Below are 16454 nucleotides of genomic sequence, written 5' to 3'. Positions count from 1 at the left end.
AAAGCCAGCCTTAACCTCTTTCCACGAACCGCACCACCACCTCTTCCTTCGCCCCGGTATGCAAATCCACTTTAAAAAGCTGGTGGCTGTTGGTGCTGGTTACCCACAACTTGCCATCCAAAAACAGCACGTCGTTGGGCTCGCTCAAGCCATCCGTTAAGGTATGCACACGATGCTGCGCTATGTTCAGCACCTTGATTTTGCCGTTGTAGGTATCGGCAATGTATACCTGGCTTCCAATCACCTCCAGGCCCACACAGTGCTGTAGCAGCGCATCATCCACGTGCCCGTCCTCATCCCCGAAATCAAACAGGCCCCTGCCCAGTGGCGTGAGCACCATGCTGGTTTCCAGGTTGAGCGTGCGGATGGCGCTGGCCTCGGCATCGGCAATGTAAAGCACGTGGCCGTTGTGCGAAAGGCCGCTGGGTTGGTTAAAGGCTGCCTCCTGCCGCGGGCCGTCGGTTAGCGCCTCGCGGCCAGTGCCGGCAAAACGATAAGCGTCTCCGGTGTTAATATCTAAGCGCAGAATCTGGTGGTTGCCGGCGTTGGCGATGTATAAATACCCTTCCAGAATTAGTAAATCCCAAGGGCTGTTGGGCAGCACAGGCACATCCAGTTGCTGGTCGAGGAAGTAGTAGGCCAGTTCGCCGGTGCCCGTTACCGTGCTGACGTGCCGCTGCACAAGGTCCACTTTCCGGATAGCGTTGTTCTTGGTGTCTGCGATGTATAAACTGTCGTGATGGAGGGCCATGCCGTGCGGCTCGTAGAAAGCAGCCTCGGTATAGCTGCCGTCTGTAAAGCCCTGCGTACCGCTGCCAATCATCTCCAGCACTACGCCTTGTTGGTTCAGCTTCAGGATACGGTTGTGGCTACTGTCAGCCAGGTATAAATGGCCTTCGTCGTCGGCAGCCATCTTAGAGGGGAAGGAGAGGGCGTTTTGCTCAGGTGCTGCAGCGGTATAAAAATCAATCGGTTCGCGGTTCAGTCGCTGCGCAAACTCCTCCGTCATCTTCTGGATGTAGGGCTGCACGGTTTTGTACACGCTCTCGCCGGCATGCTGGCCCACTACCTTGCCGTTCGGGTCGATGAGCACCACAGTGGGCCACGCCCGGATGCCATACTCGTTCCAAAGGCGGTAGTTCGCGTCGTTTATAACGGGGTGTGCTATGCCAAACTTCCGGATAGCCTGCAAGATGGTGGCGTTCTGCTTCTCAGCGTCAAACTTAGCCGAATGTACCCCGATCACCACTAACACGTCGGCATACTCTTCTTCCAATTGTTTTAAATCCGGTACAATATGCTGGCAGTTGATACAGCCAAAAGTCCAAAAATCAAGCAGCACGATCTTCCCCCGGAAGTCTTTAATAGACCACTTGCGGGTAGTGTTTAGCCAGTCGTGCTCAGTGTGTAACTCAGGGGCATTTACGCGTCCGGTAAGCATAGGCAAAGGTTTGGGTATGTATAACTTCTATAACTTACGAGCTTAATTAAGCAAGTGGTTGGGATGTATTTAACGAGCATCTACATTCTAAAAGTAAGGTACACAATAGCATGATAATATATTGTATTAGTACTATATTTACTTCCGGTTTGTAAATTTGTGCAATGGAATTAAGTAGTGCTACTACCTGTTGTAACACGGCAAACAGCTTAAAAACGAGGATTAAGGCATTTAAACGCTACGGAGGTTAATAAATAGATAAAGAGCTCACAGGCGCTTTTTTTGCTTTTTTTGTAATATGTTGAGGTGCCCCGCGAGATAAATACAATGTGTATCGTTATTTTTTGGGGATACAATAAATTTATTTTACTGAATTTAAATATTTTTAAGGTATTAAGAGTATATTTAAAACTTTGTTAAAGATAGAAAGCATAGAAGCATATGAATTATGAGATTGATAATCTGGATAAGCAGATATTAAGGCTACTTATGCAGGATGTAACGCGAGCTTATACAGATATCGCTAAAGAACTCAACGTGTCTGGGGGAACCATACACGTGCGTATGAAAAAGCTGAACGAGATGGGCGTTGTAAAAGGCGCTCAGCTGTTGGTGAACCCATCGGCTGTTGGTTTTGACGTATGTGCCTTCATTGGCGTGTTCTTGGAAAAAGGCTCTGAGTACAAAGACGCAGTAGAGCAGATTCGTGCAATTCCGGAAGTGGTGGAACTACACTACACCACCGGTACCTACAGCATGTTTGCTAAACTGATTTGCCGCGACACCAAACACCTGCGCGAAGTGCTAAACGAGAAACTGCAGGCCGTAGAAGGTGTGCAGCGCACCGAGACCCTCATTTCGTTGGATGAAAGCATCAGCCGCCAAATTTTGATCTAATAGCTAAAATATTTTAGCATATATAAATCGCCCTCAGCTATACATATACTTGGGGCGATTTTTTTTGGGGGGCTTTTACACCTTCCAGCGTAATTCCATGAGGGGTAGTTGATTTGCAAAGCGCATCAATCTGATTTTTGGCATTGCAGTACAACCGTGGACCGTGCCTGGCACTGCTAATCAAAATGCCCCTGCAGCATTCGTTGCAGGGGCATTTTGATTAGGTTTATTTAGCACGCTCTTTCCAAAGCTGGTTAAACGATTTGGGCGGCACATGCAGCGGCTCGCGGCGTTTGCTCCAAGTGTCTTTCAGTACCTGCTTCAGCACAAAGTTCTTGGCGAAGGCTGGGGCCAGGTTCAGAAGGGTACGGCTCTTCATGGCTTTTAGCCAGAACTTGAACGCTGTGGTTTCCTGCTTGTCGGCCAGCCCGTGCTCCACGCTTTGCTTACGGTTTAGCAGCAGCAGGTTATGGATATTGATCTTAACCGGGCAAACAGAGGTACAGGCCCCGCACAGCGAACTGGCAAAGCTCAGGTGCTTGTGCTCAGCCATGCCGTTATAGTGCGGAGAGATAACAGAGCCGATCGGGCCGCTGTAAGTAGTCTCATAGGTATGGCCACCAATGTTCTTATATACCGGGCACACGTTCAGGCAGGCCCCACAACGGATGCAGTTCAGGGCCTCGCGCTTCTCGGGCAAGGCCAGCAAGTCGGTGCGGCCATTATCCAGCAAAATCACATACATTTCTTCCGGACCATCTTTCTCTTTCGGCTGGCGCGGACCCGTCATCACAGTATTGTAGATCGTCACATTCTGCCCTGTTCCGCTGGTGCTCAGCAGGGGCCAGAACAAATCCAGGTCCATGATAGAAGGAATCATCTTCTCGATGCCCACTATGGCAATATGGGTTTTAGGGAAGGTGGTAGACAGGCGGGCATTGCCCTCGTTCTCGGTCACGGCCACGCCACCCACGTCAGCTATCAGGAAATTTCCCCCGGTTATACCCACCTCGGCGGAGGTATACTTATCGCGCAGCAGTTTGCGGGCTACAGCAACAAGTTCCTCGGCATTTTCGGTCGGTGCGATGCCCAGTTTATGCACAAAAAGGTCTGCAATGTCCTTTTTGGACATGTGCATGGCTGGTGTTACGATATGGTAGGGCCGTTGCTCGGCAAGCTGCACAATGTACTCGCCCAGGTCGGTTTCCACCGTCTCGATGCCGTTCTTCTCCAGGAACTCATTCAGGTGAATCTCCTCCGTGATCATCGACTTGGACTTCACAACGGAGCGGGCGCGTTTGCGCTTCATGATCTCACCGATCTCCTTTAAAGCCTCCTGCGCATCACGGGCCCAGATCACCTTACCGCCACGGGCCGTGAAGTTGGACTCAAACTCCATCAGGTACTTATCAAGGTTATTGATGGTGTTTGTCTTTATATAAGAACCCCGCTCGCGGGCCAGCTCATGGTCGGAATATTGGGTAAGGCCACGCTGCACCGCGGAGTTGTACTTCCCGATGTTGAACTTGATGGTTGCGCGGTGGCCCTGGTCAAATGCTTTTGATTCTGCGTCTAGCAGAAACTGTTTCAGTTTACTCATGCTAATCTCCCCCTACGGTCTTTTCTGTTAGATAGCTACAAGTTTTGCGCTAAAAAGAAAAAACACCCTTAAAGTTAGGGTGTTTTTCTGAAAGCAACTAATGAGTTCTGAGTTCCGGGTTACGGGTTTCGAGTTCTACAAAGAAGTAAAAATTACGGATTATGAGTTAGGGGAAAAGGGAGTATGCTCAAAACTCGAGTCTCAAACTATGTGCTGCATCATACCCCTTTAACAACTCGGAACTCGTAACCCGGAACTCAGAACTATTTTTTATTGCTGTCTACTACGATGCGCTTGTCGCGGTTAGCCAGTTCCCAGGTTACATAGAAGGCAAGGCGGGCTACTTTCTCAGCACTCTCGAAGTTGATTTTCTCCACCTCGTCTGATGGCTGGTGATAGTCTGCGTGCACCCCATTGAAGTAGAACACGATCGGAATGCCGTGCTTGGCGAAGTTGTAGTGGTCAGAACGGTAGTAGAAGCGGTTCGGGTCGTTCTCATCGTTGAAGGTATAGTCTAGCTTCAGGTTCACGTACTTCTCGTTCATCGCCTCGTTTATCTGGTGCAGCTCCGAAGACAGCTTGTCAGCGCCGATGGAGTAGATGTAGTTGCTGTCGTTTAACTTCTCATGCTCCGTGTCCATACGCCCGATCATGTCAATGTTCACGTCAGCTACCGTGTTTTCAAGCGGGAATATCGGGTTCTCAGAATAGTACTCTGAACCCAAAAGGCCTTTCTCCTCGGCGGTTACGGTCATGAACAGCACACTGCGGCGCGGTCCGAAACCATCTTTTTTGGCTTGGGCAAAGGCCTCTGCCAACTCAATAACGGCCACTGTACCCGAGCCATCGTCGTTGGCACCGTTGTAAATCTGATCGCCCTGGCGGGTGGAGTCTACGCCTACGTGGTCATAATGCGCCGTTACCACCACTACCTCGTCTTTCTTGTCTGTGCCTTCAATAAAGCCCAACACGTTTTCGGTAGCCAAAGGCGAGGCGTTGCGCTGCGTCAGGATCTTCACATCCTTGGCAATCTTAAAAGTAGAAGCCACCGGCTTTCCAGCTTTGGTTACCTCGTTGTTATAGCCAATCAACTTCTCAGGCGTGGTGCCCAAAAGCGTGGCGCCGGCTATCGGCGAGATAAACATCGTGGCGGCAGTAGATTGGCCGGCCTTGCTCTTGATGCCGATAGAAGGACGGGTAGCATAGGACTTGTAACGCTGCGTCAGGCTGTTGAATTCGCCGGCGTTGGTGCCAGTCACGATCAGCACGGCTTTGGCGCCGTGGTCTGTGGCGGCTTTGCGCTTGGTGCGGTAATCGTTGCCCCAGTCAGAGGCCTTAGAAGTGCCGCTTACCAGAAAGTTGCCGCTGCTGTTCTTCGGCTCTCCGGCCAATACTACAACGGTTTTGCCTTTCACGTCCAGGTTCGCATAGTCAGAGTAGGCGTCTGTGTCAATGCCGTAGCCGGCAAACACCACATCTGCTGCCTGCTCTGTCTGGAACGGCGAGCTGCCCAGCACAAAGAAGTCCTGCATCATCAGGTACTTCTCTTTGCCAACCAAAATGTGACCGTCGCCCCACTGGCTCTTCTCCAGGTCGAAGGTTTGGTAGTAGGGGTTGCTGCCGCCTTTCACAGGACCTGTCAGGCCATCCTCACGGAATTCGCGGGAGATGTACGCTGCTGCCATCTTCTGGCCCTTTGTGCCTGTGTCGCGTCCCTCGTATTCATCAGAAGCGATGATGTGCAGGTGCTTGGATAAATCTGCTGCCGTGATAGTGTTGGCATATTTCGGGGCAACCTCGCTCAGCTTGGCTGCATCCGTTAGCGGTGTAGTGATGGTGTCGGCCGCGGAGGAGGCGCTTGGCGTTTTGGCACAGCCAAACCCAAGGGCGGCTAGCAGCAAATAACCATAAACATGGTGTCGCATAAGTTTTTCGGTGTTAGGGTATAAGTAGTAGGTTGTTTTATTTAAAGGGATGCCGGCCATGGCGTTTTGAGATAAGGCTTCCGGCTTACGTGTTATTGTTTGACGATCAATACGGTAGCAAAAGCAGCCACACCCTCTTTTTTGCCTACAAAGCCCAGGTGCTCAGTAGTGGTGGCTTTGATCGAAATGTCGCTTTCGGGTATATTCATCACCTCGGCCAAACAGGTCTTCATGGCTGGGATGTGCGGGTTTACCTTTGGCTCCTGGAGGCATACAGTTGAGTCAATGTTACCGATCTCATACCCTTCCATGGCTAGCAGGTGCACCACTTCCTTCAGCAGGATCTTGCTATCAATGCCCTTGTACTGCGGGTCCTTGTCCGAGAAATGGAAGCCGATGTCGCGCATGTTGGCTGCCCCGAGCAGGGCGTCGCAGATTACATGTATCAGCACATCAGCGTCAGAATGGCCTAAGGCTCCATGCGTGTGGGGCACTTTTATACCCCCCAGCCAAAAGTCTAATCCCTCCTGCAACTGGTGCACGTCGTAACCAAAGCCGGTTCTTATTTTCAGTTTCATGTGTGCTATCGTTCGTTTGTGCCCTCAAGGCCATGATTTGGTAAGAGCTTCAAAAGTAAAAGTAATTCAATTTGTGCTGATTTGGGTCATGTGCAACTGATTTTTGCACCGGCAGCCGGGTCGGGCTAGGGCTGCAAACAGAACAGCCCGCTACCAAAAGGCAACGGGCTGTAAACTGTGGGTTATATATAGATAGGCGCTCCGGCTTAGGCCTCCACTTCTTTTAGAGAAGGGTAATCGATGTAGCCGTCGGCACCAGGAGTGTAAAATTTATCTTTGTCTGGTTGCTGCAACGCCGCATTCTGGGCAAAGCGCTCGGGCAGGTCAGGGTTGGCGATAAACGGTACCCCAAAGGCTACCATGTCCGCTTCGCCTTCCGCGATCACCTTGTTGCCTTTCTCCTGTGTAAAGCCCGCGTTAATGATCAGGTTGCCTTTGTAGATCGGGCGGTAGCGCGCGGCAATGTTCGGCTCGGCATGTTCCAGGTCACTAACATCCGTGAAAGGCTCAGAAAGGTGCAGGTACGCCAAGTTATACTTGTTCAGGTTCTCAACAATGTAATCAAATGTCGGAATGGTGTCTTCGTTCAGCGTCATCCCGAAAATGCCGTGCAAGCTTGGGTTCAGGCGGACTCCCACCCGCTCCACAGGCACAACTTCTTTGATCGCGTCCAGAATCTCGAACAGGATACGGGCACGGTTCTCTATCGTGCCGCCATACGCATCGGTGCGCACGTTAGAGGTAGAGGCAAAGAACTGGTGCAACAGGTAGCCATTAGAGGCGTGCACCTCTACGCCATCAAAGCCAGCCTCCCAAGCATTTTTGGCAGCGTTCTTGAAGTCCTGCACAATCTGCTTGATTTCTTCTACCGTCAGTTCGCGCGGGGTTACCGTTTCCTTGAAGCCCTGTGGGGTATAGGCCTTGTCGTTCGGGTTGAGAGGAGAAGGAGCCACCGGCAGTTCGCCATTATGGAAATCGGGGTGCGAGATGCGGCCCACGTGCCATAACTGCAGGAATATCTTTCCGCCTTCATCGTGCACGGCCTTTGTTACTCGCTTCCAGCCTTCTACCTGCTCAGCAGTATAAATTCCCGGCGTGTTTACATAGCCGACCGCCTGTGAGGAAATCTGAGAACCTTCTGAAATGATCAGTCCGGCCCCGGCACGCTGGGTATAGTAGGTCACCATCAGGTCGTTTGGCACGTTGCCCTCGTTGGCAGCGCGGCTACGCGTCATGGGAGCCATGATCACGCGGTTCTTTAATTCTAAATCGTTTAGTTTTATCGGTTTTAAAAGTGCTTGCGCCATGTTATTAAATGCTAATTGTTTATGGTTGATTGCTGAAATAGGCGGGCATACCCATTCCATTGGTTAATTATTCGGAATTTAGTTATTCAGAAGTCATGTACTCCAAATTCATCAGTCCCAGTCAGGGGCAAACGATGGGTCGATGAGACGGTTATTCTCCTGAGTCAATTTGTCTATCTGCTGCATTTCCGCTGGTGTCAGCTCAAAGTCAAAAACAGCGATGTTCTCTTCCAGGCGCTGTGTCTTTGAGGTTCTCGGTATCGCCAGTACGCCTTCTTGCTGCATCAGCCACCGCAGCGTAATCTGCACTTCATTCTTGCCATATTTCTCACCCAGCTGCTTTAAGGTGCTGTCGCCGACTACTTTGCCATGGGCGATCGGGCTGTAGGCCGTCAGCGTAAGCCCTTTATCACGGAGGTAACTATAAAGTTTGCTTTGGTTCAGAAAGGGGTGGTACTCCACCTGGTTGGTAATGATGTCAGCCCCTGTGGCCAGCACCTCGTCCAGGAGGGCGGTGATGTGGTTACTAACGCCAATATATTTGGTGTAGCCTTTTTCCTGCGCTCGCATCAGTTCACCCATGTATTCCGCCACGGGCACTTCGGGGTTTGGCCAATGAACCAGTAGCAGATCCACTGCATCCACTTTCAGTTTCCGCAGGCTTTCTTCTACGGATGGCATAAAGTCTTTCTTTCCCAGGTTAGAGGGAAGCACTTTTGTGGTGAGGAACATATCTGAGCGGGCCACATCACTTTGCTGGATAGCTTTGCCCACAGCCTCTTCGTTGTTATACATCTGGGCCGTATCGATGTGTCGATAACCTACTCCCAACGCTGCCTGCACAAGTGACAGGGCAGTGTTGCCTTGCAATTGGTAAGTACCCAACCCCAAAGCCGGTATCGTTGCGTTTTTGACGTTTATGTTTTTCATAGTGGTGATTAAATGCCTGTACATTAGTTGTATGTACAAATATTATTCCAATTTTTTTTTTTACCCGCGCAATTTGTCTAACATGTCGCTCACCACAACAGCTTCTTCTTTCGAGAGGTTATGCAGCTTGCTGAACAGGCGCGGGAAGTGCTCATCCACCTGCTCCAGTTTCCGCATGCCTGGCTCCGTCAGGCGCACCTCAATCATGCGGCGGTTCGCCTGGCAGACGTCGCGGGTCACGTAGCCCTTGTCGATCAGCTTGTCTATCAGGCGCGTTACGTTAGAGTTGCGGTCCACCATGCGGGTCTGGATATCGCCGAAACAAACTGGGGTAGGGTGCTGCCCCCGCAGGATCGCCAATACGTTGTGCTGTTGTAAGGTCAGACCAAACTCCTTAAAAAAGGGCATCAGCTGCTGGTTGATCCAGTTGTTGGTAAACAAAAGGTTTGTCAGCAAACGACGGTAATCGTCTTTGAATTCCTTCTGGTGTATTTCGTCTTCTATCCGCATCGTGAAAGCTCCGTGCAAAGTTACCTATAATAGTTGTATATACAAACATTGCCAGTGTAAGGTTGCAAGCAGGTTTAGGGCCGCCAGGTAATCGGTTAAGTAACCCGCCGGGAAACAGGGAACCCAGAGGGGGTATAAGTCAGGTAGATAATACTGCTGCAAGGGCTTGTGTTTTATAAATGTATATTTTACATTTATAAAAGTATCGACAACCGCTCGACAAGCACGTATTCCCGAACCTGACTACCTGTACTTAAAAATAATGCTGATGAACATGCACTTGAATGTGAAACTCCTGTTTTCCCTATTATCCGCCCTGATTTTGGGCATGAGTTCCCTGCAAGCGCAGTCCCGCGATGTGGTGGCGCACGACCCTGTGATGATCAAAGAAGGAAACACCTACTATGTTTTCCATACCGGAAATGGCATCCACGTCAAGTCGTCGAAAGACATGAAGAACTGGAAGGAAGAGAAGCCCGTCTTCGCCAGCACGCCGGAGTGGGTCACAAAGATGATCCCCAAGTTTGACGGGAACATCTGGGCACCCGACATCATCCAACATAACGGCACCTATTACCTTTATTACTCTGTCTCATCGTTTGGCCGCAACAACTCGGCCATCGCGGTGGCTACCAACAAAACCCTGGACCCGCAGGACCCTAACTTCAAGTGGGAAGACAAAGGCATTGTGGTGAGATCGGTGCCAGGGCGCGACATGTGGAACGCAATAGATGCCAATATAATTTTTGATGACAAAGGAACGCCCTGGATGACATTCGGTTCGTTTTGGCAGGGTATAAAACTTGTAAAGCTGAATCCCAACCTGACCTCAGTGGCCATTGGCCCGGAGCAAGAGTGGCATACCATCGCCGCCCGAAAGCGCAACTGGCTGCTGGATGAGCGCGATGCCGGCGACGCAGCCAACCCGGAACTTGATTATGCCTCCATTTATACCCCGGAGCTGTTAGCGGAAAGCAAAAGCGTGGTGAACGGGTCGATAGAGGCACCTTTCCTGTTCAAGAAGAATGGCTACTACTACCTCTTCGTGTCCTGGGACCGTTGCTGCCAGGGACTCAACAGCACCTATAAAATACTGGTAGGCCGCTCCAAAGACATCACCGGGCCATACCTCGATAAGGATGGCAAGAGCCTGGCACACGGCGGCGGAACACTGATAGCCCAGGGTAATGACGAATGGGCCGCTGTAGGGCACTCTGCCACCTATACCTTCGGCGGAAAGGACTACCTCGTCTTCCATGCTTACGACAAAAAAGACGAGGGCAAGCCAAAACTGAGAATTAAAGAGATAAGCTGGGGCAAGGAGAACTGGCCCTCTATTTCGATGAAAGAGTAGGGAATTGACTAACCCATAAACACACAAAAGGCTGCCAATAATCTGGCAGCCTTTTGTGTGTTTATATAGGTATGGGATAAGGTTTTAGGCCTTGGCTTCTACAGGTGCTTCTACTGCTTTTTTCTCAGCTTTATACAGCAGGGTAGAGCAGTTATTCGGGTCAAGCACTTCTTTGGCGCAGCGCAGGATATCCTGCGGCGTCACGGCCTGCACTTTCTCGCCTTCCTGGTTGATCAGGTTGGCATCGCCCATCAGCTTACTGTAAGCCAGGTTCATGGCGCGGTTCAGCAACTCGATCTCAGAGAACACAATAGAGGTTTCGGCCTGGTTCTTTACCTTGTTCAGTTCCTCCTCATCAACCAACTGCTCCATCAGCTCCTGGTTAATCGCTTCGATGGCCGCATTGGCTTCCTGCAGGTCTACCCCTTCGTTCAGTTTGCCTTGAATCATGAGCAGGCCCTGCTCCAGCGAGCCGGATACAGAGGCCGAAATGGAGTTAAACAGCTTTTGCTTTTTTACCAGCCTGTCGTAGAGTCTGCTCGACTTGCCCCGGCCCAGAATGTCGCTGATCAGGTCAACGGCGTGGTAATCCTTGTCGGTGCGCGACGGCATGTGGTAGGCTTTGTAAATGGCGTCCAGGGGCACGTCGGCAGAAACTTCCAGCACACGCGGCTCCGTTTGCTTGGGTTCTTTGCCAATGTTGCGGACATACTTCTCGCCGGCAGGTATGGGGCCAAACCATTTCTCCGTCAACTCCTTCGCCCGCTCAAGCGTCACGTTTCCGGCCACTACCAATATGGCGTTGCTCGGCGAGTAGTGCTTCCGGAAAAAGGCTTTCACGATGTCCATGGTCGCCTCCTCGATATGGGAAATCTCCTTGCCGATGGTGGCCCACTTGTACGGGTGCTCTTTGTACGCCAGGGGGCGCAGTTTCAGCCATATGTCGCCATAAGGCTGGTTCAGGTAATTTTGCTTGAACTCCTCCACGACCACTTTGCGCTGCACCTCCAGGCCGTTCTCGCTGAAAGCCAGCTCCAGCATACGGTCCGACTCCAGCCAAAAGCCTGTTTCGATGTTCTGAGCGGGTAACGAGAGGTAATAATTGGTGATGTCGGGGCTGGTGAAGGCATTATTCTCTCCGCCTACCCGCTGCAGGGGCTCATCATACACCGGAATGTTTTTAGAGCCACTGAACATGAGGTGCTCGAATAGATGCGCAAACCCGGTATGGGCCTCCTCTTCATCCCGCGAGCCAACGTCATACAGAATGTTTAGCACAGCCATCGGGCTGGTCTGGTCTTCGTGTACAATCACGCGGAGGCCGTTGTCAAGGGTAAATTCTTTAAAATCTATCATATTTTTTAGGGATACAAGACACAAGTAGCAAGACACAAGACTTTGCTACTACAGCGGCATTTCCTCTTGTTTGTAGCCAATGCAGTGGTTGCAACAGGACCACTATTCCTGTACCTTTTGCATAGTCAATTAAAATCTTGTGTCCTGCGTCTTGATACTTATGTCTAATAAAGCAAAATTAAAAATTAGCGGCAGAAATTTCAGCGCAACCGCTGATATAGTAACTTGCCAATCTATACTAAGGTTTTCTTTTTAGAGATGAACTACAACCGCAAAGACTATACCGACGACGAGCTTGTCAGCCTGTACCGTGCTATCCTGAAGCCACGCATGATCGAGGAGCGCATGCTGGTGCTGCTCCGGCAGGGCAAAGTGAGCAAATGGTTCTCCGGCATCGGGCAGGAAGCCATCTCGGTGGGGGCGGCCCTTGCCCTCGACAAAGACGAGTATATATTGCCACTTCACCGCAACCTGGGTGTTTTCACGAGCCGTGAGGTACCGCTGGACCGCCTGTTTGCGCAGTTCCAGGGCAAGACCACCGGCTTCACCAAAGGCCGCGACCGTTCTTTCCACTTCGGCTCGAACGAGCACCACATTGTGGGTATGATCTCACATTTGGGGCCACAGTTGGCCGTAGCCGATGGCATTGCCCTGGCCGACCTGCTGGAGAAGAAAGAGAAAGTAACGCTGGTGTTCAGCGGCGACGGCGGCGCCTCGGAAGGAGATTTCCATGAGGCACTGAACGTAGCGGCGGTATGGGGCTTGCCGGTCATCTTCATGATCGAGAACAACGGGTATGGCCTCTCCACGCCGAGCAACGAGCAGTTCAAGTTCCGCAACTTTATAGACAAAGGCCCGGCCTACGGCATCGACGCGTTACAGGTGGACGGCAACAACATCATCGAGGTATACCATACCGTGCAGCAGGCGGCGGCCAGCATCCGCAAGAACCCGCGCCCGATGCTCATCGAGGCCATCACGTTCCGGATGCGGGGCCATGAGGAAGCCAGTGGTACTAAGTACGTGCCGCAGGAGTTGTTTGAGAAGTGGGCGAAGAAAGACCCGGTAGAGAACTTCGAGAAGTTTTTGCTGGAAGACCTGGTCCTGACGCAGAAGACGATGGAGGCCATCAAAGCAGAACTGCGGGAAGAGATTGAGCAGGGGTTGCAGACAGCCTTCGCTACTCCCATGCCGGAAGCGAACCAGGCGCAGGAACTGGCGGACATGTACCAGCCTTTCGCTCAGGAGGTGATACAGCCCATGGCAGAGGGCAAGACCGAACGCCGCTTTGTGGATGCCATTTCCGATGGTTTGCGCCAGAGCATGGAGCGCTACCCGGAGCTGGTGCTGATGGGGCAGGACATTGCTGAATACGGCGGTGTGTTTAAGGTAACCGAAGGTTTTGTCGAGAAGTTCGGCAAGGCACGCGTGCGCAATACGCCGCTGTGTGAGTCGGCCATACTGGGTATAGGCTTAGGCTTGGCAGTGCGTGGCCAGAAGAGCATGGTGGAGATGCAGTTTGCCGATTTTGTGAGCGCGGGTTTTAGCCAGATCATAAACAACCTGGCCAAAAGCCACTACCGCTGGGGCCAGAATGCCGATGTGGTGGTGCGGATGCCAACAGGGGCCGGTGCCGCTGCAGGGCCATTTCACTCGCAGAGCAACGAGGCGTGGTTTTTCCATACCCCCGGCCTGAAGGTGGTATACCCTTCGTCGCCCTACGATGCCAAAGGCCTGCTAAACGCCGCTTTCGAAGACCCGAACCCTGTGCTGTTTTTCGAGCACAAGCTGCTGTACCGTGCCATCGCACAGGAGATTCCGGATGATTACTATACCGTAGAAATCGGGAAAGCCAGGGTGGTAGCAGAGGGCACCGACTTAACTATTATCACCTATGGCATGGGCGTGCACTGGGCTCAGCAGCTACAGCAGGAAATGACGCAGGCAAGCCTGCACATCCTGGACCTGCGCTCGCTGTTGCCATGGGATCAAGAAGCAGTGCATGAGGCGGTGGCCAAAACAGGCCGCGTGCTGCTGCTGCACGAAGATACTCTGACCGGAGGCATCGGCGGCGAGATTGCTGCCTGGATCGGAGAGCATTGCTTTGAACTGTTGGATGCCCCGGTTGTCCGCGTAGCCAGCCTGGATACCGCCGTGCCGTTTGCGCCGCCACTCGAGCAGGAGTTCTTGCCAAAGCAACGCCTTCGCCAGAAAGTGGAGGCCATGCTGCAGTATTAAGCGGGCTTTCAGGTTTAAAGATTTCTGACTAACTTAATTAACTCAAATAGAATGCTTTACCATTGTTTTTTTTTATGCGCGTGTTTCGTCTCTTTATACTAGCAGCTTTTAGCCTGTCACTGGTGCTGGGCACTGGCTGCCAGCGCAAGGGCATCCCATGCCCTAAACCTACCGGCAAGCGCAACCGCGTGAAAATGACGACGCAGGGCGGCCAGGGGCTGGAGGCGATTCGAGTGCCGACAGACAAAGACGGCCGGGTGAAAAAAAGCAAGGGATGGCGGATATGGTAGGCAAAAGAAACTACTTTTTTCAGGAGCAGTATACTCCCTTAGAAAATGGCAGGCGTATGGAGGCAGCGAGGGAGAAACATTTTAAGCGCGCAGGAGTTGTTGCCTTATTCTGGCTGCTGTTGGCAGTGCCCGGCTATGGGCAGATCAGCTTTCAGGAGCAGCATGGCCAGCAGATGCGCAAATCGCTGAAAGAGGCGGAGCGGGCAGACCCGGCATACAAAGACACGCACCTGAATACAAGTGCCTATACCTTCCGGAAAGGCGCAGCGGCCCGCAAGCGACTGAAGCAGCAGAAGCGGGCTTCGTACCAGTTCAACGAACAGGGCAAGCCGGTCAGGCGGTTCCCGCTTTTCAGGAAGAAGAAACACAAAACACCTAAAATCAAACGTTTACTTAAAAAAGAGAATACGCATATATGAATTGGCACCCCCTTACAAGCACAGAGCAGCTAGACGAGCTATTGGCCGAGTCGAAAGAGACGCCGGTGGTGATTTACAAGCACAGCACAACCTGCTCGATCAGCTCCACAGCCAAAAGCCGTATCGAAAGACAATGGCAGGGCGCTGGGCTGGACCACGTGAAGGCATACTATCTGGATTTGCTGCGTTACCGACCGGTTTCTAACGAAGTGGCGGAAGTGTTGCATGTGGAGCACCAGTCGCCGCAATTGCTGTTGGTGCAGGATGGCGTTTGCACCTACGATGCCTCGCATATGAGCATCGGCATAGACGCTTTGAAGAAAAAAATTGCGGCGTAGCCCATCCAAAGGCCACGCCGCAACCCTTAGAGTATATTCTATTGCTGGAAGGTAACCGTCTGCTTTACGTCCGGGTGCAGGCTAAGAGCCACCGGGCAGGTGCGGGCGGCATTCTCCAGCATCGCACGTTGTTTGTCGGTATACGTTTTATCGACAGGCAGCGTAAAGTTCAGGATTACCTCGGCAATACGGCGCGGCTCTGCAGCCATAACCTTGGTTGTCTCCAGCGTAATGCCGTCAATGTCGATGTCGGAGCGGTTCGCCAGGATGCCCATGATGGTCATCATGCAAGAGCCCAGTGCGGCGCATACTAGGTCGGTAGGAGAGAAGGCCTCGCCTTTGCCGTTGTTATCCACAGGGGCGTCGGTGATGATGCTGTTGCCAGAAGCGATATGCTGCGCTGAGGTGCGCAGGCTTCCGTTATAAGTGCTTGTGATAGTTGCCATACGTGCGAGTTTGTTTTTTTGAATTCAATGTAAAGTTAAGTACTTTTAGATAATCTAAACTATACAGATTCTTGGTCCGATCCCTTCTACTTCTGTTTGCTTTTACACTGATCATGGTAGCGCCTGCCCAAGCGCAGTCCGAGGAAGACGAGAGCTTCCAGAACGAGCTGAGCTACGGCGTGAACTTCAACTCGAACGGTGGCCTGATTGGCGGTGCCTTTGTCCGCTCCTCCTATTACATGAATGAGCGCATGTACCAGTTCGGGGGTATAGAGGTTGTAGAGATCAAACACCCCAAGGAGAGCCGCGAGTTCAGCCCGATATCCGGGGAAGCCTTTGTATACGGCAAGCAGAACTACCTGTTTGTGGTGCGCCCGCACTATGGCCGCGAACTGGTGCTGTTCAAAAAAGCACCGGAGTCGGGGGTGCAGGTAAACGCACTGGCGGCAGCAGGCCCTTCGCTGGGTTTGCTGGTTCCGTACTACATCGACTACAACTACGGCGGGCAGGGAACCAACATCCGCACCGAGCAGTATGACCCTAGCCGCCACCTGGACCGCGACTACATTCTGGGGAGCGATAACCTGTTCAGGGGACTTGGCGAAATGAAGGTGCGCCCCGGTGTGCATCTGAAGGCGGGCCTCAGCTTTGAGTATGGGCGTTACCGCGAGAGCATCGCCGGAATAGAGGTAGGCTTTATGGTGGAGGCATTTGCCAGCAAGCCCATTATCATCCCCAATGCCAGCAACAACCAGACCTTCACGTCAGTATACCTGAACCTCTATTACGGCAGCCGTAAATAACAATCCCTAGCGAACAAACTAC

At 52.0% G+C, this 16454-nt stretch carries 16 protein-coding genes; 7 read left to right on the top strand and 9 right to left on the bottom strand.

All coding sequences use genetic code 11. From position 1 onward, the window contains the following. Nucleotides 1-10: 10 nt before the first annotated feature. A complete protein-coding gene (locus ACXYMU_RS19435) occupies nucleotides 11-1441 on the bottom strand; it encodes a thioredoxin-like domain-containing protein (protein WP_458988087.1) in 1431 nt (476 codons plus the stop codon). Nucleotides 1442-1882: 441 nt separating this feature from the next. On the opposite strand from ACXYMU_RS19435, the gene ACXYMU_RS19430 reads away from it, so the two are divergent. Then, nucleotides 1883-2338 (top strand): Lrp/AsnC ligand binding domain-containing protein, encoded by a 456-nt coding sequence (locus ACXYMU_RS19430; protein WP_458988086.1) that lies wholly within the window; start codon nucleotides 1883-1885, stop codon nucleotides 2336-2338. Between the two features lie 226 nt (nucleotides 2339-2564). Here the strand turns inward: ACXYMU_RS19430 and ACXYMU_RS19425 are convergent, their stop codons facing one another. The 6 genes from ACXYMU_RS19425 to ACXYMU_RS19400 all read right to left on the bottom strand — a co-directional run bounded on the left by ACXYMU_RS19425 (nucleotide 2565) and on the right by ACXYMU_RS19400 (nucleotide 9206). Beyond that, entirely contained in the window at nucleotides 2565-3938 is a 1374-nt protein-coding gene (locus tag ACXYMU_RS19425) for a LutB/LldF family L-lactate oxidation iron-sulfur protein (protein WP_458988085.1), read from the bottom strand. A gap of 263 nt (nucleotides 3939-4201) precedes the next feature. Next, nucleotides 4202-5863: a M28 family peptidase gene (locus ACXYMU_RS19420; protein WP_458988084.1), complete on the bottom strand. Its 1662-nt coding sequence runs from the start codon at nucleotides 5861-5863 to the stop codon at nucleotides 4202-4204. A 92-nt stretch (nucleotides 5864-5955) separates the two neighbouring features. Then, nucleotides 5956-6441 (bottom strand): 2-C-methyl-D-erythritol 2,4-cyclodiphosphate synthase, encoded by a 486-nt coding sequence (gene ispF, locus ACXYMU_RS19415; RefSeq protein WP_458988083.1) that lies wholly within the window; start codon nucleotides 6439-6441, stop codon nucleotides 5956-5958. A gap of 206 nt (nucleotides 6442-6647) precedes the next feature. After that, nucleotides 6648-7748: an alkene reductase gene (locus tag ACXYMU_RS19410; protein WP_458988082.1), complete on the bottom strand. Its 1101-nt coding sequence runs from the start codon at nucleotides 7746-7748 to the stop codon at nucleotides 6648-6650. A gap of 111 nt (nucleotides 7749-7859) precedes the next feature. After that, nucleotides 7860-8678 carry an aldo/keto reductase gene (locus tag ACXYMU_RS19405; protein WP_458988081.1) on the bottom strand — a complete coding sequence of 273 codons (819 nt, stop codon included), beginning with the start codon at nucleotides 8676-8678 and terminating at the stop codon, nucleotides 7860-7862. 60 nt (nucleotides 8679-8738) lie between these two features. After that, nucleotides 8739-9206, bottom strand: coding sequence for a MarR family winged helix-turn-helix transcriptional regulator (locus tag ACXYMU_RS19400; protein WP_458988080.1), 468 nt, complete (start codon nucleotides 9204-9206; stop codon nucleotides 8739-8741). 250 nt (nucleotides 9207-9456) lie between these two features. Between ACXYMU_RS19400 and ACXYMU_RS19395 the strand changes: the two genes are divergently transcribed. After that, entirely contained in the window at nucleotides 9457-10542 is a 1086-nt protein-coding gene (locus ACXYMU_RS19395) for a family 43 glycosylhydrolase (RefSeq protein ID WP_458988079.1), read from the top strand. 84 nt (nucleotides 10543-10626) lie between these two features. Here ACXYMU_RS19395 and ACXYMU_RS19390 read toward each other — a convergent pair whose 3' ends face one another. Then, nucleotides 10627-11898 carry a M16 family metallopeptidase gene (locus ACXYMU_RS19390; protein WP_458988078.1) on the bottom strand — a complete coding sequence of 424 codons (1272 nt, stop codon included), beginning with the start codon at nucleotides 11896-11898 and terminating at the stop codon, nucleotides 10627-10629. Nucleotides 11899-12156: 258 nt separating this feature from the next. Between ACXYMU_RS19390 and ACXYMU_RS19385 the strand changes: the two genes are divergently transcribed. From ACXYMU_RS19385 to ytxJ, 4 genes are all read left to right on the top strand, one after another. Beyond that, a complete protein-coding gene (locus tag ACXYMU_RS19385) occupies nucleotides 12157-14136 on the top strand; it encodes an alpha-ketoacid dehydrogenase subunit alpha/beta (RefSeq protein WP_458988077.1) in 1980 nt (659 codons plus the stop codon). Between the two features lie 74 nt (nucleotides 14137-14210). Then, complete coding sequence (locus ACXYMU_RS19380) at nucleotides 14211-14426, top strand: hypothetical protein (RefSeq protein ID WP_458988076.1); 216 nt, start codon at nucleotides 14211-14213, stop codon at nucleotides 14424-14426. Further along, on the top strand, nucleotides 14420-14845 hold the full coding sequence (locus ACXYMU_RS19375; RefSeq protein ID WP_458988075.1) for a hypothetical protein: 426 nt from the start codon (nucleotides 14420-14422) through the stop codon (nucleotides 14843-14845). The genes ACXYMU_RS19380 and ACXYMU_RS19375 overlap by 7 nt, the downstream gene beginning before the upstream one ends. Further along, the gene (gene ytxJ / locus ACXYMU_RS19370) at nucleotides 14842-15183 is read left to right on the top strand and encodes a bacillithiol system redox-active protein YtxJ (protein WP_458988074.1); all 342 of its coding nucleotides are present in this window, start codon (nucleotides 14842-14844) and stop codon (nucleotides 15181-15183) included. The genes ACXYMU_RS19375 and ytxJ overlap by 4 nt, the downstream gene beginning before the upstream one ends. A gap of 38 nt (nucleotides 15184-15221) precedes the next feature. Here the strand turns inward: ytxJ and ACXYMU_RS19365 are convergent, their stop codons facing one another. Further along, on the bottom strand, nucleotides 15222-15629 hold the full coding sequence (locus tag ACXYMU_RS19365) for an OsmC family protein (RefSeq protein ID WP_458988073.1): 408 nt from the start codon (nucleotides 15627-15629) through the stop codon (nucleotides 15222-15224). Between the two features lie 71 nt (nucleotides 15630-15700). Here ACXYMU_RS19365 and ACXYMU_RS19360 point away from each other — a divergent pair, with 71 nt between their 5' ends. Then, nucleotides 15701-16432, top strand: coding sequence for a hypothetical protein (locus tag ACXYMU_RS19360; RefSeq protein ID WP_458988072.1), 732 nt, complete (start codon nucleotides 15701-15703; stop codon nucleotides 16430-16432). Nucleotides 16433-16454 lie beyond the last annotated feature (22 nt).

The organism is Pontibacter sp. CAU 1760, from assembly GCF_054482735.1.
This window is presented reverse-complemented; position numbering and strand designations above follow the sequence as displayed.

Bases quoted from the DNA above. Each gene is read 5' to 3' on its own strand.
- ACXYMU_RS19435 (WP_458988087.1), bottom strand. From the start codon at position 1,441: ATGCTTACCGGACGCGTAAATGCCCCTGAGTTACACACTGAGCACGAC.
- ACXYMU_RS19430 (WP_458988086.1), top strand. From the start codon at position 1,883: ATGAATTATGAGATTGATAATCTGGATAAGCAGATATTAAGGCTACTT.
- ACXYMU_RS19425 (WP_458988085.1), bottom strand. From the start codon at position 3,938: ATGAGTAAACTGAAACAGTTTCTGCTAGACGCAGAATCAAAAGCATTT.
- ACXYMU_RS19420 (WP_458988084.1), bottom strand. From the start codon at position 5,863: ATGCGACACCATGTTTATGGTTATTTGCTGCTAGCCGCCCTTGGGTTT.
- ispF (WP_458988083.1), bottom strand. From the start codon at position 6,441: ATGAAACTGAAAATAAGAACCGGCTTTGGTTACGACGTGCACCAGTTG.
- ACXYMU_RS19410 (WP_458988082.1), bottom strand. From the start codon at position 7,748: ATGGCGCAAGCACTTTTAAAACCGATAAAACTAAACGATTTAGAATTA.
- ACXYMU_RS19405 (WP_458988081.1), bottom strand. From the start codon at position 8,678: ATGAAAAACATAAACGTCAAAAACGCAACGATACCGGCTTTGGGGTTG.
- ACXYMU_RS19395 (WP_458988079.1), top strand. From the start codon at position 9,457: ATGAACATGCACTTGAATGTGAAACTCCTGTTTTCCCTATTATCCGCC.
- ACXYMU_RS19390 (WP_458988078.1), bottom strand. From the start codon at position 11,898: ATGATAGATTTTAAAGAATTTACCCTTGACAACGGCCTCCGCGTGATT.
- ACXYMU_RS19385 (WP_458988077.1), top strand. From the start codon at position 12,157: ATGAACTACAACCGCAAAGACTATACCGACGACGAGCTTGTCAGCCTG.
- ACXYMU_RS19380 (WP_458988076.1), top strand. From the start codon at position 14,211: ATGCGCGTGTTTCGTCTCTTTATACTAGCAGCTTTTAGCCTGTCACTG.
- ACXYMU_RS19375 (WP_458988075.1), top strand. From the start codon at position 14,420: ATGGTAGGCAAAAGAAACTACTTTTTTCAGGAGCAGTATACTCCCTTA.
- ytxJ (WP_458988074.1), top strand. From the start codon at position 14,842: ATGAATTGGCACCCCCTTACAAGCACAGAGCAGCTAGACGAGCTATTG.
- ACXYMU_RS19365 (WP_458988073.1), bottom strand. From the start codon at position 15,629: ATGGCAACTATCACAAGCACTTATAACGGAAGCCTGCGCACCTCAGCG.